General features: G+C 29.8%; 24 protein-coding genes and 1 tRNA gene. 9 read left to right on the plus strand and 16 right to left on the minus strand.

Going from position 1 to position 21,168, the window contains the following annotated elements; all coding sequences use genetic code 11:
- Window positions 1-9 precede the first annotated feature (9 nt).
- Entirely contained in the window at window positions 10-999 is a 990-nt protein-coding gene (gene hemB, locus AC5SML_RS03485) for a porphobilinogen synthase (RefSeq protein ID WP_020169453.1), read from the plus strand.
- On the opposite strand, the gene recO is transcribed toward hemB, so the two are convergent.
- The 10 genes from recO to dapA are packed head-to-tail and all read right to left on the minus strand — an operon-like array spanning window position 1,000 to window position 8,328.
- Entirely contained in the window at window positions 1,000-1,680 is a 681-nt protein-coding gene (gene recO / locus AC5SML_RS03490) for a DNA repair protein RecO (protein WP_494617634.1), read from the minus strand.
- Window positions 1,677-2,345 (minus strand): ribonuclease III, encoded by a 669-nt coding sequence (rnc, locus tag AC5SML_RS03495; RefSeq protein ID WP_006996872.1) that lies wholly within the window; start codon window positions 2,343-2,345, stop codon window positions 1,677-1,679. The genes recO and rnc overlap by 4 nt, the downstream gene beginning before the upstream one ends.
- Window positions 2,345-3,079, minus strand: coding sequence for a signal peptidase I (gene lepB / locus AC5SML_RS03500; RefSeq protein ID WP_006996871.1), 735 nt, complete (start codon window positions 3,077-3,079; stop codon window positions 2,345-2,347). The genes rnc and lepB overlap by 1 nt, the downstream gene beginning before the upstream one ends.
- A complete protein-coding gene (acpS, locus tag AC5SML_RS03505; RefSeq protein WP_271626341.1) occupies window positions 3,076-3,462 on the minus strand; it encodes a holo-ACP synthase in 387 nt (128 codons plus the stop codon). The genes lepB and acpS overlap by 4 nt, the downstream gene beginning before the upstream one ends.
- A gap of 2 nt (window positions 3,463-3,464) precedes the next feature.
- Window positions 3,465-4,184 (minus strand): pyridoxine 5'-phosphate synthase, encoded by a 720-nt coding sequence (locus AC5SML_RS03510; protein ID WP_494575778.1) that lies wholly within the window; start codon window positions 4,182-4,184, stop codon window positions 3,465-3,467.
- Window positions 4,181-4,768 carry an orotate phosphoribosyltransferase gene (pyrE, locus tag AC5SML_RS03515; RefSeq protein WP_018414157.1) on the minus strand — a complete coding sequence of 196 codons (588 nt, stop codon included), beginning with the start codon at window positions 4,766-4,768 and terminating at the stop codon, window positions 4,181-4,183. Before pyrE ends, AC5SML_RS03510 begins: the two co-directional genes overlap by 4 nt.
- Window positions 4,725-6,470 carry a bifunctional (p)ppGpp synthetase/guanosine-3',5'-bis(diphosphate) 3'-pyrophosphohydrolase gene (locus AC5SML_RS03520; protein ID WP_020169460.1) on the minus strand — a complete coding sequence of 582 codons (1,746 nt, stop codon included), beginning with the start codon at window positions 6,468-6,470 and terminating at the stop codon, window positions 4,725-4,727. Before AC5SML_RS03520 ends, pyrE begins: the two co-directional genes overlap by 44 nt.
- A 19-nt stretch (window positions 6,471-6,489) precedes the next feature.
- The gene (gene folK, locus AC5SML_RS03525; protein ID WP_006996866.1) at window positions 6,490-7,011 is read right to left on the minus strand and encodes a 2-amino-4-hydroxy-6-hydroxymethyldihydropteridine diphosphokinase; all 522 of its coding nucleotides are present in this window, start codon (window positions 7,009-7,011) and stop codon (window positions 6,490-6,492) included.
- Complete coding sequence (gene smpB, locus AC5SML_RS03530; RefSeq protein WP_006996865.1) at window positions 6,977-7,447, minus strand: SsrA-binding protein SmpB; 471 nt, start codon at window positions 7,445-7,447, stop codon at window positions 6,977-6,979. The genes folK and smpB overlap by 35 nt, the downstream gene beginning before the upstream one ends.
- Window positions 7,447-8,328, minus strand: a complete 882-nt coding sequence (dapA, locus tag AC5SML_RS03535; protein ID WP_494617635.1) for a 4-hydroxy-tetrahydrodipicolinate synthase — start codon at window positions 8,326-8,328, stop codon at window positions 7,447-7,449. The genes smpB and dapA overlap by 1 nt, the downstream gene beginning before the upstream one ends.
- A 41-nt stretch (window positions 8,329-8,369) precedes the next feature.
- Here dapA and AC5SML_RS03540 point away from each other — a divergent pair, with 41 nt between their 5' ends.
- Window positions 8,370-10,583 carry a lytic transglycosylase domain-containing protein gene (locus tag AC5SML_RS03540; protein ID WP_494617636.1) on the plus strand — a complete coding sequence of 738 codons (2,214 nt, stop codon included), beginning with the start codon at window positions 8,370-8,372 and terminating at the stop codon, window positions 10,581-10,583.
- On the opposite strand, the gene AC5SML_RS03545 is transcribed toward AC5SML_RS03540, so the two are convergent.
- Window positions 10,584-10,675: transfer RNA gene (locus AC5SML_RS03545), tRNA-Ser, on the minus strand.
- Window positions 10,676-10,743: 68 nt separating this feature from the next.
- Between AC5SML_RS03545 and AC5SML_RS03550 the strand changes: the two genes are divergently transcribed.
- From AC5SML_RS03550 to AC5SML_RS03580, 7 genes are read left to right on the plus strand one after another with little or no spacing between them, the layout of a single operon-like run.
- On the plus strand, window positions 10,744-11,997 hold the full coding sequence (locus AC5SML_RS03550) for a sarcosine oxidase subunit beta family protein (protein WP_006996862.1): 1,254 nt from the start codon (window positions 10,744-10,746) through the stop codon (window positions 11,995-11,997).
- Window positions 11,997-12,272 carry a sarcosine oxidase subunit delta gene (locus AC5SML_RS03555; RefSeq protein ID WP_006996861.1) on the plus strand — a complete coding sequence of 92 codons (276 nt, stop codon included), beginning with the start codon at window positions 11,997-11,999 and terminating at the stop codon, window positions 12,270-12,272. The genes AC5SML_RS03550 and AC5SML_RS03555 overlap by 1 nt, the downstream gene beginning before the upstream one ends.
- Window positions 12,273-12,276: 4 nt before the next feature.
- Complete coding sequence (locus AC5SML_RS03560) at window positions 12,277-15,285, plus strand: sarcosine oxidase subunit alpha family protein (protein WP_494617638.1); 3,009 nt, start codon at window positions 12,277-12,279, stop codon at window positions 15,283-15,285.
- Window positions 15,278-15,841 (plus strand): sarcosine oxidase subunit gamma, encoded by a 564-nt coding sequence (locus AC5SML_RS03565; protein ID WP_006996859.1) that lies wholly within the window; start codon window positions 15,278-15,280, stop codon window positions 15,839-15,841. The genes AC5SML_RS03560 and AC5SML_RS03565 overlap by 8 nt, the downstream gene beginning before the upstream one ends.
- A gap of 36 nt (window positions 15,842-15,877) precedes the next feature.
- Window positions 15,878-16,645 (plus strand): transporter substrate-binding domain-containing protein, encoded by a 768-nt coding sequence (locus tag AC5SML_RS03570; RefSeq protein ID WP_018414158.1) that lies wholly within the window; start codon window positions 15,878-15,880, stop codon window positions 16,643-16,645.
- Window positions 16,646-16,685: 40 nt separating this feature from the next.
- Window positions 16,686-17,426 carry an amino acid ABC transporter permease gene (locus tag AC5SML_RS03575; RefSeq protein ID WP_006996857.1) on the plus strand — a complete coding sequence of 247 codons (741 nt, stop codon included), beginning with the start codon at window positions 16,686-16,688 and terminating at the stop codon, window positions 17,424-17,426.
- Entirely contained in the window at window positions 17,426-17,689 is a 264-nt protein-coding gene (locus AC5SML_RS03580) for a GNAT family N-acetyltransferase (protein ID WP_006996856.1), read from the plus strand. The genes AC5SML_RS03575 and AC5SML_RS03580 overlap by 1 nt, the downstream gene beginning before the upstream one ends.
- 112 nt (window positions 17,690-17,801) lie before the next feature.
- Here the strand turns inward: AC5SML_RS03580 and AC5SML_RS03585 are convergent, their stop codons facing one another.
- From AC5SML_RS03585 to AC5SML_RS03605, 5 genes are all read right to left on the minus strand, one after another.
- Window positions 17,802-18,074 carry a hypothetical protein gene (locus tag AC5SML_RS03585; RefSeq protein WP_494616861.1) on the minus strand — a complete coding sequence of 91 codons (273 nt, stop codon included), beginning with the start codon at window positions 18,072-18,074 and terminating at the stop codon, window positions 17,802-17,804.
- Window positions 18,075-18,078: 4 nt separating this feature from the next.
- On the minus strand, window positions 18,079-18,252 hold the full coding sequence (locus tag AC5SML_RS03590) for a hypothetical protein (RefSeq protein ID WP_494616863.1): 174 nt from the start codon (window positions 18,250-18,252) through the stop codon (window positions 18,079-18,081).
- Window positions 18,253-18,283: 31 nt separating this feature from the next.
- Complete coding sequence (locus AC5SML_RS03595; RefSeq protein WP_494616864.1) at window positions 18,284-19,198, minus strand: endonuclease NucS domain-containing protein; 915 nt, start codon at window positions 19,196-19,198, stop codon at window positions 18,284-18,286.
- A gap of 146 nt (window positions 19,199-19,344) precedes the next feature.
- Complete coding sequence (locus tag AC5SML_RS03600; protein ID WP_494575788.1) at window positions 19,345-19,830, minus strand: thermonuclease family protein; 486 nt, start codon at window positions 19,828-19,830, stop codon at window positions 19,345-19,347.
- Complete coding sequence (locus AC5SML_RS03605) at window positions 19,793-21,163, minus strand: MATE family efflux transporter (RefSeq protein WP_494616865.1); 1,371 nt, start codon at window positions 21,161-21,163, stop codon at window positions 19,793-19,795. Before AC5SML_RS03605 ends, AC5SML_RS03600 begins: the two co-directional genes overlap by 38 nt.
- Window positions 21,164-21,168: the final 5 nt, after the last annotated feature.

Raw genomic sequence — 21,168 nt, forward strand, 5'->3', positions numbered from 1 at the left:
GATTTAAACATGATTACAGGAAATTACCCAAATTTAAGACTTAGACGTAGTCGTAAAAATGATTGGTCTAGAAGATTAGTTCAAGAAAATAGCCTGTCATCTAGCGATTTTATATTACCTATATTTTTGATTGATGGAAAAAATATTAAACAATCCATTAAAACAATGCCTGATGTTTATAGATACACAATAGATAAACTTGGAATTATTGTTGATAGAGCAATCAAAAGCAAAATACCTATGGTTGCATTGTTCCCTTATACAAATAAAACAAAAAAAAATGAAATTGGAACTGAGGCATTGAATGAAGACAATCTTGTTTGTAAGGCCATTCGATATATTAAAAAAAGATATAAAAATGAAATTGGTATTATGTGCGATGTAGCTTTAGATCCTTATACCTCACATGGTCATGATGGTTTAATAAAATCAGGCTACGTGTTAAATGATGAAACTATTGAAGTATTAATAAATCAATCATTGTTACAAGCAGAAATTGGCTGTGATATTCTGGCTCCCTCAGACATGATGGATGGAAGAATAGGTAAAATAAGAAAAGCTTTAGATAAGGAAGGTCATGAAATGGTTCAACTACTTTCTTATGCAGTAAAATATGCTTCAAGTTTTTATGGTCCATTCAGAGATGCGGTTGGTTCTAAAGGTTTGTTAAAGGGTGATAAGAAAAATTATCAAATGGACTTTAGAAATAGCAATGAGGCAATAAGAGAAGTGGCGCTAGATATTAAAGAAGGAGCTGATATGGTTATGGTTAAACCCGGTATGCCCTATCTTGATATAATTAAAACAGTTAAAGATAATTTTAAAATTCCTGTTCTTGCTTACCAAGTATCAGGTGAATACTCACTATTAAGTAATAGTATCAAAAAAGGTCTAATAGATAAAAACTCAGTGTTAGAGAGCTTGATTGCTTTTAAAAGAGCCGGAGCAAACGCTATAGTAAGCTATTACGCAGATAGAATTGAAGATTTAATAAAATAACTATTTTAAAAGATTAATAAAATGATTTCTAGAAGTAGGAAGATTTAAATTATTTGGTTTTAGAATACTTTTTTCAAGGTAATCACTAACAAGCTTGAGACCTTTAAGTAAATTTTTTAAATTAACATCCATATTATTTTCATCTATTAAAAAATTTGGAATACTTTTTTTTTCAGTTGAGGATTTAACGTAATAATTGACTTCACTATCAACAATTTCTTTTTCAGCCATAGTTTTTAATTCCAAATCATATCCCAATAATTTTAAAAGTTCTAACTCCCAGAAAATATATTTTTGAATCCAATTTTCAGAGTTTAATATTTCAAAAAATTTATCAATTAATTTAAAAATTTCTTTATTAGATTGTGCTTCAGCAGTAAGAAGTTTTATAAGGTGCATTGCCGATGTAATGCATGATAGTTTCTGATTTTGATCGAAATAGAGCGGTGTTAAGGCTTTTAAAATCTCTATTTTGAAATAACCAATTCTAGTAACACTTTTAGAATTATAGTTTACATAAATCTTATTACCAATTTGCAAGTAGTTTTTGATTTTCTTTGAAGTTCCACCAAAAATTATCCCTGAGATTTTTCCATGGTTTTCTGTAAAGACCTCAGCGATTATTGAATTTTCACTATATCTATTTTTAGAAACTAAATAAGCGCTATCGTCCCAATTCATTTTTTAAAAATATCCTGTAAACATAAAGAAGCAGCATTCTGCTCTGCATCTTTTTTAGAAGTTCCTTCTGCTGTAAAAAATTTAGTATTTTTTAATTTAACGGCAACTTTAAAAAGAGGTTTATGTCGGGGCCCTGTATTTGAGATTAGTTTATAAATAGGCAAAACTTTGAAAATTTTAAGTGAGTATTCTTGTAGTTTTGTCTTGGCATCAATTTGAGTTATAACACTTGCTGTAATATGTTCGCTCCATAAATTAAGAATAAATCTTTCAGTAAAATTTAAACCTTTATCAAGATAGATCGCTCCGATTAAGGCCTCTAAACAATCCGCTACAATTTTATCTTCAATTTCAATTTTTTTATTCTTGGGGTTTAAAACTAAAATATATTTCTCTAGTTCTATTTTTTTTGCAATTTCTAAACATTTTTTTTTATTTACCAATGAAGCAAATTTTTTATCTAACACCCCTTCTTTTTCATCAGGATAAAGTTCTAGTAATTTTTTTGCAATAATAAGACCTAAAACTCTATCCCCTAAGAATTCAATCTTTTCATTGTTGTTTATTGAGTCAAAACTTTTATGGGTTAAACTCTTAATAAAAATTTTTTGATCAGAAAACTTTAACTTTAATTTTTTTTCTAATTTTATGGGGTTAGTTTTCATTAAATAATTTTCTTAAAAAACCTGTCGAGTCTAATTGTCTTATGCCATTTCCAAAAAGAAAAAATATTTCCAATTCTAAAATCGGATGAAAAAAAAATAAATTGAGCTTTACCGACTAAATTATCTTCATGTACATATCCAACACTAGTCAAATATCTACTATCTTTAGAACAGTCTCTATTATCTCCTAAAAAAAAGTAGTGTTGAGGTGGAACTATAAAGTTATCTGAACTTTGAAAACTATAACTTTTTAAATATACACTATTATGTGTTTTGCCGTTTGGAAGCTTTTCTTCAAATGTATTAACATCTATTGTTTGATTTCCACAATAAATTTTATCCTTTTGAGAAATTCTAGATTTTAATATTTGATTATTATTTACGAATAAATCGCCGTTAATAAATTGAACATTGTCACCTGGGAGACCAATTAATCTTTTAATATAATCAGTTCTGTTATCAGCTGGTGTTTTAAAAACAATAATATCTCCAACCTTAGGTTTATTATAAAATAGTCTTCCATTTATTATTGGTGGACTAAAAGGAAAAGAATGCTTGCTATAACCATAAGAATATTTCGTAACAAACAATCTATCACCAATTAATAACGTTGGTTCCATTGATGATGAAGGAATATAAAAAGGCTGAATAAAAAGAGATCTAATAACAATAGCTATAACTAAAGCATAAAAAATTGTTTTAATATTATCGATTATAATTTTTTTTGATATCATTTTTTTTGTAAAATCACGTAGGCTACAGAATATTTTTTTTCATCTGAAATTGACAGAAAGAAATTAAAGGATGATATTTTAAATTGCTTTTTAACAATTTTTTTTATTTTGTCTGTGACCACAAATGAGGGTTTACCTAACTTATCGTTAATTACAGTTATATCCTTGAAATTCAAATTCTCTCTAAAACCAGTTCCAATTGCTTTAGAAAATGCTTCTTTAGCAGCAAATCTTTTAGAATAATAAGATTTTTTATTAGTTATTTTTTTGGCTAACAATATTTCTGAGCTAGAAAAAACTCTTTTAATAAAATTAACATTTTTTAAAGATTTATGTACTCTAATATTTTCTACTATATCAACACCAATACCAAGAATTTTCATATTTATTTATTGGTTATTTTTTTAAATATTTTAATAGTTTTTTTTAAACCATGAGTAAGTGACTCACCAATTATAAAATGACCAATATTAAATTCTGTAATTTCTTTAATTTTACTTAGTATAGAGGTAGTTTTGTAGTCAAGACCATGACCTGCATGAACCTCAATACCAAGTTTAACTCCCAGTTCTGAACATTTTTTAATTTTTAAATATTCATTTTTATAACTTTTGTTTTCTTTTATTAAATTTGAAATTTTTCCTGTATGTAGCTCAACACAAGTAGCATTTAATTCTTTTGCAATTTTTATATCTTTTAAGTTTGGGTCAATAAATAGACTTGTTCTAATATTCTTCTTATTAAATAATGATATTATAGATGTGATTTTTTTCTTATTTTTAATTAAATTTAATCCACCTTCTGTTGTCACCTCTTTTCTTTTTTCAGGAACTATACAAATGAAATTAGGTCTATTCTTTAATGCTATATTGATTATTTCTTTGTTAAGTGAAATTTCTAAATTAGTAATTATTTTTCTACTTTTGCAAATTTTAACAACATCAGAATCTTTTATGTGTCTTCTGTCTTCTCTTAAATGAATGGTAACTGAGTTTGCTCCACATTTAATAACATGTTTGGCAATAGTAAATGGGTCGGGATGAAAAGATCCTCTTGCATTTCTTACTGTTGCAACATGATCAATATTAACTCCTAGTCTTTTCATTTAATAAATCTACTTCCAGGAACTGTAATTGGAGTATTTTTAAGACTTTCAGGTAATTTATTACTCTTAAATGTTGGAACATCTATCTTCATATGTGAGATAATATTTTTTTTTATTTTTAGTGAATTCTTGGTTGATCTGTCAATAATTGAAGCAAAACCAATAAGTTTTGCACCAGGTTTTGTTATCAATTTAACACACTCTAAACTCGATTTACCAGTTGTTATAACATCTTCGATTATTAAAACTTTTGATCCTTTTTTTATATGAAAACCTCGTCTTAAAGCAAATTTACCATTAACTCTTTCACAAAAAATTGTTTCTTTTTTTAAAATTTTACCAATTTCATAACCAATAATAACTCCACCCATTGCCGGAGCTAAAATCAAATCTATAGATTTAAATTTTTTTTTAATTTTTTTTGCTAATGAATTACAAATATCTTTTGCCAAATGTGGAAAACTTAAAAGTTTGGCACATTGAATATATTTAGGTGAATGCAAACCTGATGAAAGAACAAAATGACCTTCTAAAAGAGCATTAGTTTTTTTTAAAATATTTAAAGATTTTTTGTGTGAAAGCATTTCTTTTTTCCTCATGTCTAATGATTTTAAATTTAATATCTTTTTGTTTTAGCTCACTGATAAAATTTGTAAAGTTTTTCAAGTCTCTAATAATAAGGTTAAATCTGAAGTTAATATAATCTTTAGTTTTTTCTTTCATCTCTACACTAGATATATTCAGTTTATGAGAACCTAATGATGTAGTTATTTCACCAAGTTTACCAGGTTTATCTGGGAGAGAAATCCAAAGTGTTGTATTGTATTTTTTTATTCTTTCCTCTTTTTGTTCACCTTTAGAATGCCAGTATCTTCTAATAGCAGCTCTTGCTTTTCCAGTTTTTGTAATTGGTATCCAATGCAATGATGGTGATTTATTTTTAGAGGTTATGATTTCAACTACGTCACCGTTATAAAGTATGTTTTGTAATTCACTGTCATTACCGTTAATTTTACAAGATATTGCATGATCGCCAACTTTTGTATGAACAGCATATGCAAAATCTATTGGTGTTGCATCTTTTGGTAATTTGATAACTAAGCCTTTTGGTGTAAAGCAAAAAACATTTTCTTGAAACATTTGTAGTTTTGTATACTCAAAAAAATGTTCAGGGTTTTCATTTTTACCAATAATTTCCACAAGGTCAGCTAACCAGTCATATTCTTTCCATGTTAATGAATCAAATTTTTCAGATGATTTATATTTCCAATGGGATGCAATACCTCTTTCGGCAAATTCATGCATTGGCATTGTTCTTATTTGAATTTCAATAGGTCTTCTATTTGGACCTATCACAGCTGTGTGCAATGACTGATAATTGTTTATTTTTGGTGATGATATATAATCTTTAAATTTTCCTGGTATACAATTCCAGTGTTGATGAAAAATTCCTAATGCTTTATAGCAATCTTCTCCACTATTAAGAATAACTCTAAATCCAATTATGTCTGTAATTTGCTCTAATGATGTTCTTTTTTTTTGAACTTTTCTCCATATAGAAAATGGAGTTTTTTCTCTTCCAAAAATTTCAGCATTAATCTTATGTTCGTTTAAAAGCTCACTTAATTGTAAAGAAATAGAATTAAAACTATTTACTTTGTCTTCTTTAATTTCGTCTAATCTTTTTTTAATAAGTTCACGTGCTTCATTATTCAAAACTTTAAATGATAAGTCTTCAAGTTCATCTCTAATTCTATGCATGCCCATTCTATCTGCTAAAGGAGCATAAATTTCCATTGTCTCTCTCGCTATACGTTCTTTTTTTTCAACTTTAGATATAGCATCAATAGTTCTCATATTATGTAAACGATCTGCCAGCTTTACAAGTAATACTCTTATGTCTTTTGATGTAGCTAAGATTAATTTTCTAAAATTTTCTGCTTTAGATGATGATGTTGCTTGGTTTTCAAAAACAGAAATTTTGGTTACACCATCTACAAGATTGGCAATCTCTTCACCAAATTCATCTTTAATATTTTCATAAGTTGCGTGAGTATCCTCAATCGTATCATGTAAAAGCCCTGTGACAATAGTAGCACTGTCTAACTCTAGCTCACTAAGTATTGAAGCAACAGCTATAGGGTGATTTGAATAAGGATCACCTGAATCACGTTTTTGATTTTCGTGAGCTTTAACAGCATAATTATATGCTTTACTTAATTTTTCTGGATTTAAAAATTTATTATAAGTTTTAACTTTATTTATTAACTCTTCTGAATTAATCATTTTTAACTATAACACCAATTTATATTTGTTTAATAGATCTTAAATCTTTAATTGATAAAGAATTAATTAAATTTACTATATTAATCTTAGATTCTGGATGTTTCCAACTTCTATTTATCTCAAATAATGGTAGCAATACAAAATTTCTCTTAGTCATCTCTGGATGAGGTATTATTAACTTGTCACTATTTATATTCAAAATTTTTTTATCATAATCAATTATATCAATATCACATGTTCGTGGAGCATTTTTTTTTAGTCTAACCCTGCCTAATTTTAATTCAATATTGTTACAAATTTTTAATAATTCTAAAGGTGTTAAGATTGTCTCGATTTCTATTACAATATTTATGAAACTTGGCATTAAAGGATTTGGCCAAGATTTTGATAAATAGTGAGATGAAACTTTTTTTATCTTAATTTTATTTTTCTTAAGTTCAGACAAGGCTATATGAATGTTGGTAATTTTATTACCTAAATTTGATCCTATTGCTAAATATGATTGTTTAACTTGATTTTCTAATATGTCTTGCTTTTTCACGATTCCAGTCTCTATTTTTTTTAGTAGCTCTTTTATCAAATTGTTTTTTACCTTTTGCGACTGCTATTTCTATTTTAGCTTTTCCTTTTTTAAAATACATCTTTGTTGGAACAAGTGTAAAGCCATCCCTCTGCATTTTACCAATTAATTTGTTAATTTCCTTTTTGTTTAATAATAATTTTCGTTCATCTGTTGGATTGTGATTTGAATAACTGGCTTGCTTAAATGCAGCGATATGAGAGTTAATTAAAACTATTTCACCGTCTTTCTCTACAGCATAAGAGTCTGCAATATTAACTTTTCCATCTCTAATTGATTTAATCTCAGACCCTTTAAGAACTATCCCAGCTTCAATTAAGTCTTCAAAAAAAAAATTAAAACTTGCTTTTCTATTTAAGCAAATAATTTTTAAACCAGGATTGGCTTTCTTGTTCATTAGAGTAGATTTGCTGATACTAAAGCTTCTTTAACAATATCCTTAGTTGGGTCTGTAACTTTAACTAAAGGTAATCTAACCTCATCATCACAAAGACCCAGAAGTTTTGCGGCATATTTAACAGGGCTTGGATTGCTTTCTATAAACATTGAGCTGTGAATGGGTTGTAAAATTTTATCTAATCTGATTGCTTCAAGCTTGCTTTCATTATTTTCTATTTTTGAGGCTTTTTGAAAATCAGAACATAACTTAGGAGCAATGTTAGCAGTTACACTTATAGAGCCTACCCCACCTCTGTTATTAAATTCTAAAGCGTTATCATCATTACCTGTTAGTTGAACAAAATCAGTTCCCATTTTATCTTTTTGTTGATTAACTCTATCTAGATCACCAGTTGCATCTTTAACACCAACAATATTTTTCAATTCAAATAATCTAGCCATTGTATCAACAGACATATCAATTACAGATCTTCCAGGAATATTATAAATTATAATTGGTATCCCACATTTATCGTTTATTGCTTTATAATGTTGATATAAACCCTCTTGAGTTGGTTTGTTGTAATATGGAGTTACTATTAGAGCCGCATCTGCTCCCGCTTTTTCTGCATGAGTTGTTAAAGAAATTGCTTCTTTAGTCGAATTAGAGCCAGTGCCAGCAATAACTATATTTTTTCTATTGCTTTCTTTAACACATAAATCTATTACTTTTTGATGTTCATCATGGCTTAATGTTGGCGACTCACCTGTTGTCCCAGCAGGAACCAAGCCGTTTGTACCGTTTGATATTTGAAAATGAATTAGCTTAATATAAGCCTCAACATCTAGCTCATTATTCTTAAACGGGGTTATTAAAGCAACATTTGATCCTTTGAACATAAATACTTATAACATAGTTTAAAGATTCATTTAGTAAATTTATGCCCAGAAAGATAATTTTTTTTATAAAATCACTATTATTAAGTTTGGTAATTATAGGGAATATATTTGCTGCTGAAATATCAATAATTCCTTTAAAAAAACCTATTTTAGATGAAGAAGTTAAGAAGCAAAAGATATCTCAAGGGATCCTTAAACCTAAACCTAAACCATCACAAAAAAAAGAAGAAGTCAAAATCGTAACAGTCAAAAAAAATAAAAAAAAAATTAATTTTCTCATTCCTAAAAGTAAGCCATTAATAGTTAAAAGTGAAAAATCTGTAGTTCAAAAAAGATCAAAATACTACAGCCAAAAAGACTATGATATTGCAAAAAAATCTATCCAGGCAATGGAAAAAAGTCAATGGACAACTGCATTGAAAAATTCAAAAAATGCTAAAGATAAATCCATATATAATTTTATACAATGGAGACATTTATTAACAACAGGAAACCAAGCTACGTTTTATGACTACATGACTTTTATACAAAACAATAAACACTACCCAAGAATAAGTAGAATAAAATATTTAGCAGAACAAAAACTTTCAACGGATAAAATTTCTCCTAAAAAAATTATTAATTGGTTTGGAGTTGATGAGCCCTTAAGTGGCTATGGTATGCTGGTATTAGGTGAAAGCTTTATACAAACTGGAGATAATGAAAAAGGAATTGCTTTAATTAAGAGAGGCTGGATTACAGCAGAACTTTCTAGAGCTAGCATGAAATCTTTAAGTAAAAAATATAGAAAATATTTAGACTCAAAAGATTATATAAATAGAGCTGATTATTTAGCATGGGAAAATAAATATTGGGATTTAAAAAGAATGCTTCCTTATTTACCTAAAGATTATCAACTACTTTATACAGCTAGACAAATTTTGATGAGTAAATCTTATGGTGTTGACCAGGCAATAAAAAATGTTCCACAAAAATTCAAAAATGATGCTGGTCTCAATCATGATCGACTTAAATGGAGAAGAAAAAGAGGCAGAATTGATAGTTCACTTGAAATATTGTTTTCAATTAAAAATAATAAAGATTATCTAGTGAGACCAGATAAATGGTGGGTTGAGAGAGCAATCATGACACGAGCTCTTATTTATAAAAATAAATATGAGACAGCTTATAAAGTTGCTAGCCAACACTCACTAGATAAAGGATCAGAGTTTGCTGAGGCTGAATGGTTGAGTGGTTGGATTGCATTAAGTTTTTTAAATGACCCTATTTTAGCAGTTGACCATTTCAATAACTTTTATCAAAACGTTAGCTACCCTATAAGTTTGGCAAGAGGCGCTTATTGGCTTGGTAGATCTTATGAAAAAATTGGTGATAAACGACAATCAGAAGATTGGTATCGTGAAGCAACAAAATATCTAACAACTTACTATGGTCAATTAGCCTTTTTAAAAATCAACCCTAGTCAAAATTTTGAACTTGAAGAACAAGCTGATGTTGAAGATGACTATCGAAAATATTTTTACAATAAAGAGCTTGTAAAAATTACACATCTTTTAAATGAATTAAATAAAGATAAATATACCAAAAATATACTGAGACATTTGGCTAATGACAATATTGCAAGTGGAAGTGAGATTTTAGCAGCTGAGCTTGCTACAAATATATCAAGATACGATTTTGCGATCCAAGTATCAAAGTTAGCCTCATATGAAAAAAGATTTCATAATACTTTTAATTATCCAATTATAAGTGTCCCCCAGTATGTTAATGGCAGAAAAATACCTGAAACAGCTTTTATACTTTCTCTTATAAGACAAGAAAGTGAATTTGACATGAGAGCAAACAGTCATGTTGGTGCACAAGGTTTAATGCAAATAATGCCCTATACGGCTAAGCTAGTTGCTAAACAAGCAAAACTTCCATATTCAAAATCAAGGTTAACTTCTGATCCTGAATATAATATTAATCTAGGCTCTCATTATATAGCTGGTTTAATTTTACAATATGATGGTGCCTACCCTTTTGCTACCGCAGCATATAATGCCGGTCCTAAAAGAGTTAAACACTGGAAAAAAATAAACAAAGATCCTCAAAAAAAACAAATTGATTTTGTAGACTGGGTTGAATTAATTCCATTTAAAGAAACTCGTAACTATGTTCAACGTGTTATGGAAAACTACAATGTTTACAGATATATCTTGGAAAAAAAGCCTATTAAAATGAAAGACTTTTTTAAAAATCAGCCTTTATTTTAATGGCGGAAGAGGAGGGATTCGAACCCTCGGTACAAGTTTCCCCGCACGGTCATTTAGCAAACGACTGGTTTCAGCCTCTCACCCACTCTTCCACTGCGACATTGATATAACCGATTGTATTGAATATTCAATATTTATAAAGTAATTCTTGAATAATATTATGAAAAATAAGTATTCAATATTCTCATTAGTCAAAAATGCTTTTTCCTATCATGAAAATTGGCAAAAAGCCTGGAAAGATCCCACTGTAAAAAAAGAATATGATGCAGTTATTATTGGTGGTGGTGGTCATGGTTTGGCAACTGCTTACTATTTAGCAAAAAAACATAATATGACAAATATTGCGGTAGTAGAAAAAGGCTGGATTGGTGGTGGTAATACAGGAAGAAATACTACGATTATAAGATCTAATTATTTATGGGATGCTAGTGCTGGTCTTTATGATCATGCTTTAAAATTGTGGGAAGGTTTATCTCAAGAAATAAATTACAATGTAATGTTTAGTCAAAGAGGTGTGATGAATCTTGCACATAACTTACAGGATGTTAGAGATTTAAAAAGACGAACACATGCTAATAGATTAAATGGCATAGACGCAGTTTACTTAAGCACAGAAGAAGTCAAAAAATTTTGCCCTATTATTAATACCTCACAAGATATTCGATATCCTGTACTGGGTGGAACTTTACAAAGAAGAGCTGGTACCGCAAGGCATGATGCTGTTGCTTGGGGGTATGCTAGAGGTGCAGATGAAATGGGTGTAGATATAATTCAAAATTGTGAAGTTAAAGGAATTAAAAGAAATGGTGATGAAGTAGAAGGTATTGAAACAACCAAAGGTTTTATAAAAACTAAAAAAGTTGGAGTAGTTGCTGCTGGTCATTCAAGTGTGCTAGCAAACATGGCAGGTTTAAGATTACCTTTAGAAAGTAAACCTCTTCAAGCTCTAGTTTCAGAACCAGTTAAACCTATTATTGATACAGTAGTGATGTCTAACGCTGTACATGCATATGTTAGTCAGTCTGACAAAGGTGAGCTAGTAATAGGTGCAGGCACTGATGATTATGTTTCTTATTCACAAAAAGGTAGTCACGATATTGTTGAGGGAACATTAAATGCAATCTTAGAACTTTATCCAATTTTTAGTAGAATGAGAATGCTTCGACAATGGGGTGGAATTGTAGATATCTGCCCAGATGCTAGTCCTATTATTAGTAAAACGACGATAAAAGGTTTGTACTTTAATTGTGGCTGGGGAACTGGTGGATTTAAAGCAACACCTGGATCAGGTGATTTATTTGCTCACACAATCGCAAATGATGAACCACACAAACTAAATGCTGCATTTAATTTAAATAGGTTTATCAGTGGAGACCTTGTTGATGAACATGGTGCAGCGGCGGTAGCTCATTAATGTTTTTAATTACTTGTCCTTTTTGTGGTGAACGAGAACAAAGTGAATTTAAAGCTGGTGGTGAAGCTCACATTGAAAGACCTAAACAACCCACAGAATTAAGTGATGATGAATGGGCAGAATACTTATTTATGAGAAAAAACATTAAAGGAATTCAATTTGAAAGATGGAACCATGCTCACGGATGTAGAAAGTGGTTTAACATGGTGAGGGATACTTCAAATGACCAAATTAAAGCTGTTTATAAAATGGGTGAAAAACCTCCTATAAAATAATTTAATGCTAAAAAATTTAAGAGTTACAACTAGTAAATATATTGATGAAACTTCCAGAGTTTCTTTTAAATTCAATGGAAAATCTTATTTTGGATACAAAGGTGATACCCTTGCCTCAGCTTTGCTAGCTAATGGTATTCATTTAGTAGGAAGAAGTTTTAAATATCATAGGCCACGAGGAATAATGACTTCAGGATCTGAAGAGCCTAATGCAATTGTACAGGTTAATAACAACACAGCACTAACAGAACCCAATGTTAGAGCAACCGAACTAGAAATCTATCATGGGCTTGAGGCAAACAGTCAAAATTGTTGGCCTAGTGTTAACTTTGATATTGGAGGTATAAATAATTTCTTATCCCCACTTCTGCCTGCTGGTTTTTATTATAAAACATTTATGTGGCCTGCTAATTTTTGGGAAAAGTATGAATATGTTATAAGACATTCAGCAGGACTAGGAAAATCTCCAACAGTGCCTGATCCTGACATATATGATCATAAATACATTCACTGTGATGTTTTGGTTATCGGAGCTGGCATTAGTGGAATTATAGCTGCAAAAACTGCAGCAAAAAATAATCTTAAAACATTATTACTTGATGAAAAAAATGAAATCGGAGGATCTACAATTTTCCAAAATTCAGATCATATAAAAATAAACGATCAAAATTCTTCTGTTTGGTTAGAAAATGAAATTAATGAATTAAGAAATATTGAAAACCTAGAAATTAAAACAAGAACTAGTGTTGCTGCTTATCATGGATATAACTATTTATTAGCTAGAGAAAATTTAACTGATCACCTTCCTAAAAATGAAAAAAATAAAAAAGTAAGACAAAGATTATTAAAAATTAGAGCTAAAAAGGTTATTGTTGCTACTGGTTCTTTAGAGCGACCTCTGGTATTTAATAATAACGATAGACCTGGTATTATGCTTTCATCTGCAGTTAAAAAGTATGCAGATTATTATGGTGTTGCAACTGGTCAAAAAAATATATTTCTTACTAATAATGACACAGCTTATGAAAGTGCAATTTCATTACAAAAAAAAGGTATTAAAGTTGAAGCAATCATAGATATTAGAAAGCAATCTAAAACTGCATTTACTAAAGAAGCTGACGATTTAGGGATTAAAGTTTATAGATCACACACAGTTGTAAATACTGAGGGTTATAAAAGAATTAATAAAATTACAATAATGGAATTGTCAGAAGATGGTCAATCTTTTGCAAATCCAGAAAAAATAGAACTTGATTGTGATTGCCTAGCAATTGCAGGTGGATGGACGCCAGCCGTTCATTTGTTTACTCAATCAGGAGGTAAATTAAAATTTAGAGAAAAAGATCAAGTATTTATTCCTGATATATATTCATCAGCTCAAATTAGCATTGGTTCTTGTAATGGTGATTTTGATTTAGATGATGTTATAAAAAATTCTACAAAATCTTTAAAAGAATTTTTAAATATAAATGAAACTGAATTTGACAATTTAGAAATAAATTGTCCCAAAGATAATGAGATTAGAAATATTTGGCTACTTCCATCCGATAAAGTTTTAGGAAAAACAAAACCTTTTGTAGATTATCAAAATGATGCAACCGCAAAAGATATTAAACTTGCTCTAAGAGAAGGCTTTAGATCGATTGAACATGTAAAAAGATATACAACAACTGGAATGGGTACCGATCAAGGAAAGCTTGGTAATATGCATGCCCTTGGTATTATTGCAGAAACTGCTGGTGTTAAGATGGGTGAGCTCGGAACTACAACGTTTAGACCTCCTTACACTCCATTAACATTTGGAACAATTGTTGGACGAAATGTTGGTGAATATTTTGATGCATTTAGAAGAACGCCAATGAATGACTGGCACATAGAAAATAAAGCTGAATTTGAAAATGTTGGTCAGTGGAAAAGAGCTTGGTACTATCCAAAAAATAATGAAACAATGCATGAGGCCGTTCAAAGGGAAAGTAAAGCTGCAAGAAATAGTGCTGGTATATTAGATGCTTCAACTCTTGGTAAAATTGATATTCAAGGAACGGATGCTTCAGAATTTTTAAACAGAGTTTATACAAATGCTTGGTCAAAACTTGCCATTGGAAAATGTCGTTATGGTTTAATGCTTAATGAAGATGGTATGGTTTACGATGATGGGGTCACAACTAGACTTGATGAAAACCATTATATTATGACCACAACAACAGGTGGTGCTGCAAACGTATTAGGAAAACTAGAAGATTACCTACAAACTGAATGGCCTGAACTAGATGTGTATTTGTCATCTGTAACGGATCATTATGCAACAGCTAGCATCTGTGGGCCTAATAGTAAAAAAATTCTTAATAAATTAATACCTGATCTTGATCTTTCAGATGAAAGCTTTCCACACATGTCATTCAAAAATACAAAAATTGGCGATATTAAATGTAGAATTATGCGTATTAGTTTTACTGGTGAACATAGTTATGAAATTAATATCCAAGCTAACTATGGTGAAGACTTATGGAAAAAATGCATGGAAGCAGGTAAAGAATTTAACATCACTCCTTATGGCACTGAGACAATGCACTTATTAAGAGCAGAAAAAGGATTTATTATTGTTGGCCAAGATACGGATGCAACGATGACACCTATAGATTTACAGATGGATTGGATTGTTAGTAAAAAGAAATATGACTTTATTGGTAAAAGATCTCTTTATAGATCTGACACCATGAAAGAAGATAGAAAACAATTAGTAGGTTTACTGACAGATAATCCAAGTGAAGTTTTAGAAGAAGGAGCTCAAATAGTTGCTGACACTAGTTTAAAACCAGTTGAAATGCTAGGTCATGTAACTTCAAGTTACTATAGCCCTAATTTAAATAAATCAATTGCCCTAGCAGTAGTTAGAGGTGGAAAAAATATGCTAGGTCAAAAATTATTTATCCCAATGGAAAATAAAAATATTAATGTGACGATTGTTGATCCTGTTTTTTTTGACAAAGAAAATTTGAGGTTAAATGCTTAATTATAAAACTTCTATTAAAGGGGATATAACATATTCTGATTTAGAAATTAAAGAAATCAAACCTATTATGAAATTAATCATAAGAGGTAAAACAAAAGATTTTATTACTGCAGTAGGTAAAAATCTTAATATGGTTTTACCCACTGAGGCTAATACGTCTACATCAGCAGAGAAATTAACTGCATTTTGGTTAAGTCCCGATGAATGGATGTTAATATCAAATGAAACTGTGAGTGAGGAAAGTAACACTTATCAAGTTGAAGATGAATTAATTAAAAATATATCTAAAGTTAAATTGGGCGCTGTAACTGATGTTAGCGACCAATTTGTAATGTTAAATATCAAAGGTGGTAAGGTTTTTGATTTATTTGCTACAGGTTCCCCTTTCAATTTTAATGATTTTAAAACAAAAAAAGGACCAGTTGTTCAAACAATATTATCTCATATTGATGTAATTATTCATCATAAAGAGATTAATGAGGTAAATTTATTTGTTAGAAGGTCTTTTTCTGAGCATTTACACTCTTGGTTGAGTGATAGTGCGTCAAGGTTATAAGCTTATATTTATTAAAATTATTGTTATAAAAAGTTTATGAAAAAAATACTTCTTGTGGTGCTATTAGCACTTTTACCCTTCTCTCTTAACGCAGAATCAAAACTTGATCAGATTTTATCCTCTGGTGAGTTAAAAGTTGGAACAACAGGCGACTGGGATCCAATGACCATGAAAGATCCTGCTACAAATAAATATAAGGGATTTGATATTGATGTCATGCAAGAATTAGCAAAAGATATGGGTGTGAAAATTACCTTTGTACCAACTGAATGGAAAACAATTGTTTCAGGAATTACCGCAGGAAGATATGATATTTCCACAAGTGTCACTAAAACTCCAAAAAGAGCAGAAGTTGCTGGATTTACAGATTCTTATTACAAGTATGGAACTGTTCCATTGGTACTTAAAAAGAATTTAAAAAAATATTCAACATGGAAATCTTTAAACAATAAAGATGTAACGATTGCTACAACACTTGGGACTTCTCAAGAGGAAAAAGCTAAAGAGTTCTTTCCTTTGTCTAAATTACAATCAGTTGAGTCACCTGCAAGAGACTTTCAAGAAGTATTAGCTGGTAGAGCTGATGGAAACATTACAAGTTCAACAGAGGCTAATAAATTAGTTGTCAAGTACCCTCAATTAGCAATTGTTCCTGATGGAGAAAAAAATCCTGCCTTTTTAGCAATGATGGTTAGTAAAAATGATCAAGTTTGGAATGATTATGTAAATGAGTGGATCAAAAGTAAAAAATCCTCTGGTTTCTTTAATAAACTACTCGCTAAATATAATTTAAAAAGCTTATAAAAAATTAGATATTAATCTCTAATTCATTATAACTTTAAGAGTGAAAAATTTACTTTTTTTACTTTTAATTTTACCCCTTACCTCTTGTAGTGGTCAGGAATTGGGTTGGTTTATTCTATCACCTAACAATGTTGAAGGTTTAACAAACCTAAAATTTTTATTAAGTGGTTTAACTACAACTATTTATATTTCAGTAGTATCTATAATTATATCTGCAATTTTAGGGTTTATCGTTGCAATTCCTTCTTTAGCTAAGAATAAATTTTTAACATACATAAATATTGGATATGTGGAAATTGTAAGAGCAATACCGTTACTTGTTTTAATATTATGGATTTATTATGGTTTACCTATAATGACTGGATTAAGTTTCAGTCCATTTGTGTCTGGAATAATTGCGCTGGCAATAAGTGAAAGTGCTTTTCAAGCAGAAATTTTTAGAGCAGGAATAAACTCAATTAAAAAATCACAATGGGAAGCAGGCTCATCACTGGGTTTAACTTTTTATAAAAGGTTAAGATTAGTAATTCTTCCACAAGCAATTAAAAATATCCTTCCTGCATTAGGCAACCAGTTTGTATATGTATTAAAAATGTCTTCATTGGTATCAATTATAGGTATTGGTGACTTAACAAGAAAAGCAAATGAATTAGTTGTGTCAACCTATAGACCATTAGAAATTTATACATTTTTAATCTTGGAATATTTAATTTTGATATTAATTGTTTCTTTCATAGTAAGAAAATTTGAAAAAAAACTTAAACAAGATGGTAATAATTAATGAGTAATTTAGACTATGATGTTGAACTAAATGATGGTGTTATTACTTTTAAAAACATTAATACTACACTTGGTTTTGTTCGGTATAATGAGACAGCCGAAGTGGAGTATATTTTTGTTAACCCCATGTTTAGACGTCAAGGACTTGCTAAAAAACTATTAAGTATCGTTGAGGAAAAAACTAAAATCAAACCCACACCTCAAGACCCAATCAGTCCTTTAGGTGAAAAGCTCTTTAAAATTAATAAACAAGAGATTAACTAGAATTTTGGAGCACCTGTTAACAGAACGCCCCTACACAACACATCTACTTCTCTTTATTTATAATGATAATTAACGTTTGATAACATCAAGAGTCGAACCAGAGTCGAAATTTTTATTGAGGCAAATCAGTTTTAAAAAAAATCCATATAAGCCAAAGTAAACCAATTAATGACCAGCCCATAATTAGAATGATCATTATTCCTAAAAATACATCTACAAAGCCATACCAAATTCCGTGGTAGTCACCACTGAAATAAAATTTATTTATATCATTAATTATTTGATCAAAATTATAATCATATTTTAAAGCTCTATAACCAAAATATAAATTATTAATCCAACCAAATAATAATAATAGTTTAACAAAGATTTGTATAAATAACATAACTCTAGTGCAGCACCCTATCCCAAACTTCAATTTTTATAAACTGCCAGCCTTCATCATATTGAATTTCTATATTAAAATAATCATCTGGATCTAAAGTTCTACGAACTAAATCAACATATTTGTCTATTTTTGTATAAGACATTTTGCCTCTAAAAGTTTTCACAAAAGTTTTCATCAACCCAAAACCACAATCCCTAAAAGTTTTTTCATTTATATTCTTTTATTTTAAAATCCACCTCATATAAAAATGCTTCTGAATTTGGTACCATTGTTTTTGCATATTTTAATTTTTCATCAAATTTGCCAGCAACAATAATACCTTTAACTCCATCGTCTTTTTTATGTTCTTTAATCCACCCCATATATCTTGAAAGTTGACCTATGGTATCATCACTCGTTTGATTTTTTTTAAGCTCAATAACAACATAGTTTTTAGTTTTTTTGTCTGTAGCAAGTATGTCTATTCTACCAATAGAAGTTGGGTATTGTTGACTCTTTAAAACTCCTTCTTCATATATCAAATCGTATTTTCTCCCAAATTCAGTATTCTCCCAGTTAGCTATTATAAATTCTTCTAATTGTTTCTCCATATAGAAAAGACCCTGACTAATGGGTGACTCTTCATTTTTAATCTCCATTGATACAAATTTTTTGTATGAATTAATTATTTGTTGCAAATCTTTTTCAATAACTTCTATAGAAGTTTTTTGATTATCTTCGTTAGCAAATTCAACGTTATCAGAATTAATATTTGGTACATAAGATTTAAACAAAAAAGAATCTCCATATCTTGCAGGATTATCAATATGTTCGCTTATTTTTTTATGATTGCTAATAACTTCATCTGGCCATGTTTGCGGATACTCTGAAGTTTCGCTTATTCCATAAGCTAAAATTAACTTATTTTCTTTTTTATAAAATAGATAAACAGGATAAAACCCATTGCTTGTTTGCATTTCAGGTGCCAAAAAAGATATCCAACTAACTCTAGCAGGCACTCCCTGCCCAAAAGATACCTTCATATTTAAGTCTAAATATTCTTTGGGATAAGCTGACCATTTAAGATTATCTGTTTTGGACTGCTTTATGAATGAGTCTAGTATCTCTTTAATATTATTCATACCATTAAGCTAACACAACAATAAGAGTCGAACTAGAGTCGAAATACCGTTCAAACTTCTGCTATTTGCCATTTCAACTTTGTTGCAAAATAAGGATTATAGAAGCACGGTCTGGGGCACCGGGTAACAGAACTACCCTATTAGCTTTAATTTTTCTTAGATTTTCTGTAATCCCAAGGATAATCAAATTCCATAGACCACATACCTATTTTATTAATTCTTGCATAATCTTCATCAGATACAAATTTTTTTGAATACCTTCTATAGGCAAATGCATAGCCACTTCTAACTAAATAACTTGATAAGCTTTCATTATTAACAAAACATTCGGCCAGTGTTCTTTTGTATTGATCTTTTCCTTCACTAATACATTCAACATTATTGTTTGAAATTTTATCAATAAGGATTTGTTTTGCTGTAATTCCACAAGGATCCTTAGCTCCTTTGTTAAGGCAAGTTTGTTTTAATTCAGGTGTATCTATCCCTATAAATCTAATTTTTTCTCCATTAAGATGAATTGTGTCTCCATCTACAATTTTAATTGTTTGAGATTTGACTTGGTTAATAGTTAAAATAAATATTAGTGCGGAAACACTAATAAGAAAAATGGCTTTTTTTTTGTTTAAAAACATTATTTAAAAAATATCCAATAAAGATGATTACTGCAATACCCATAAACCAATTGGTTGCCATGATGGTATAAAAAATATCCACATAATCTCCTCCTCTAATATTAATTACATACCATAATGATAAGAACGGAAATGCAGTTAACCTTAGAACGCTTAAGTAAAGACTATAAATTGGTTTTTTAAGTGCCTGAAAGACTGCTGTTGTAATAAAGAATACTGGGTAAATAGGAGCTATTAATGCAGCAACTTTTAAATATATAGCACCATGATAAATAGCTTCTACATTATCTGTAAACTGAGATACAAAAAACTCTGCACCGAAGAATAAAACCACACCTGCTACGGCCATAAACGATGATCCAAAAAATAATGCCTTAGTATAAAGCTCTCTAATACGGTTATAATTTTTAGCACCAAAGTTTTGTCCACCGATAGAAAGTACTGCTGTATTTAAACCAATTACTGGAAGTAAGAAGACTTGTTCAACTCTTAAAGCTGCACCATAACCTGCTGTTGCAAGATCACCAAATTGTCCAATAAAATATAATATGTTAAAAATACCTACTCCAATAAACAACATACTAATCATAATTGGCATTGCTTGTGTGAACAATTCTTTAAGAAGAATAAACTTAGGAATAAAGCATTTAATAGATAAATATTTTCTTAATTTACATGAGTTAATTTTATAGGCTAAATAAATAGTACCAATAGATTGAGCGATAACAGTTGCTATTGCAAGGCCACCTATACCATAAGCTGGAACAATTCCGTATCCCCAGATAAATAATGGGTTTAAAAAAATATTTAAAAAGAAGCTAAAGATAAGAACATTTCTATAACTTTTAGTATCTCCCTGTGCATTTAAAGCTCCATTTAAAGAGATTTGGATCATAACTATAAATGTTCCATAAAAAATTATATCTAAATACTCTCTAGTTAAAGCGATACCAGCAGCATCAGAGCCCATAACGCTCAAGAGAAAATCAGAAGCGTTTAATCCAAATGAAGTAACAACAATAGAAGTGACCAATGAAAAAATTACTGATTGGGCAATAAATAGTGAAGCTTTATTAATTTTTTTAGCACCTAATAAATTGCCAATACATGAGTTCGTTGCAGCACCAATACCAACACCAACAGCAATGATGACAAAGTATATGGGAAATGACTTAGCAATAGCACCTATAGCTTCTGCAGAAATTCTACCCGCAAACCAGGTATCAACTAAATTATAAAATGTTTGAAATAATGAACCAACACTTGCTGGGATGGTTACTTTTCTAAGTAACTCCCAAATTGGATCTTTAGTTAATTTAATGGCTTTGGACAATTATT

Source organism: Candidatus Pelagibacter sp. PS_17, assembly GCF_059417945.1.

Bases quoted from the DNA above. Each gene is read 5' to 3' on its own strand.
- rnc (WP_006996872.1), bottom strand. From the start codon at position 2,345: ATGAAAACTAACCCCATAAAATTAGAAAAAAAATTAAAGTTAAAGTTT.
- AC5SML_RS03520 (WP_020169460.1), bottom strand. From the start codon at position 6,470: ATGATTAATTCAGAAGAGTTAATAAATAAAGTTAAAACTTATAATAAA.
- lepB (WP_006996871.1), bottom strand. From the start codon at position 3,079: ATGATATCAAAAAAAATTATAATCGATAATATTAAAACAATTTTTTAT.
- AC5SML_RS03560 (WP_494617638.1), top strand. From the start codon at position 12,277: ATGCTAAAAAATTTAAGAGTTACAACTAGTAAATATATTGATGAAACT.
- AC5SML_RS03600 (WP_494575788.1), bottom strand. From the start codon at position 19,830: ATGTTTTTAAACAAAAAAAAAGCCATTTTTCTTATTAGTGTTTCCGCA.
- recO (WP_494617634.1), bottom strand. From the start codon at position 1,680: ATGAATTGGGACGATAGCGCTTATTTAGTTTCTAAAAATAGATATAGT.
- AC5SML_RS03510 (WP_494575778.1), bottom strand. From the start codon at position 4,184: ATGAAAAGACTAGGAGTTAATATTGATCATGTTGCAACAGTAAGAAAT.
- AC5SML_RS03555 (WP_006996861.1), top strand. From the start codon at position 11,997: ATGTTTTTAATTACTTGTCCTTTTTGTGGTGAACGAGAACAAAGTGAA.
- dapA (WP_494617635.1), bottom strand. From the start codon at position 8,328: ATGTTCAAAGGATCAAATGTTGCTTTAATAACCCCGTTTAAGAATAAT.
- AC5SML_RS03550 (WP_006996862.1), top strand. From the start codon at position 10,744: ATGAAAAATAAGTATTCAATATTCTCATTAGTCAAAAATGCTTTTTCC.
- hemB (WP_020169453.1), top strand. From the start codon at position 10: ATGATTACAGGAAATTACCCAAATTTAAGACTTAGACGTAGTCGTAAA.
- smpB (WP_006996865.1), bottom strand. From the start codon at position 7,447: ATGAACAAGAAAGCCAATCCTGGTTTAAAAATTATTTGCTTAAATAGA.
- AC5SML_RS03580 (WP_006996856.1), top strand. From the start codon at position 17,426: ATGAGTAATTTAGACTATGATGTTGAACTAAATGATGGTGTTATTACT.
- AC5SML_RS03565 (WP_006996859.1), top strand. From the start codon at position 15,278: ATGCTTAATTATAAAACTTCTATTAAAGGGGATATAACATATTCTGAT.
- AC5SML_RS03585 (WP_494616861.1), bottom strand. From the start codon at position 18,074: ATGTTATTTATACAAATCTTTGTTAAACTATTATTATTATTTGGTTGG.
- acpS (WP_271626341.1), bottom strand. From the start codon at position 3,462: ATGAAAATTCTTGGTATTGGTGTTGATATAGTAGAAAATATTAGAGTA.
- AC5SML_RS03540 (WP_494617636.1), top strand. From the start codon at position 8,370: ATGCCCAGAAAGATAATTTTTTTTATAAAATCACTATTATTAAGTTTG.
- AC5SML_RS03595 (WP_494616864.1), bottom strand. From the start codon at position 19,198: ATGAATAATATTAAAGAGATACTAGACTCATTCATAAAGCAGTCCAAA.
- AC5SML_RS03570 (WP_018414158.1), top strand. From the start codon at position 15,878: ATGAAAAAAATACTTCTTGTGGTGCTATTAGCACTTTTACCCTTCTCT.
- pyrE (WP_018414157.1), bottom strand. From the start codon at position 4,768: ATGCTTTCACACAAAAAATCTTTAAATATTTTAAAAAAAACTAATGCT.
- AC5SML_RS03590 (WP_494616863.1), bottom strand. From the start codon at position 18,252: ATGAAAACTTTTGTGAAAACTTTTAGAGGCAAAATGTCTTATACAAAA.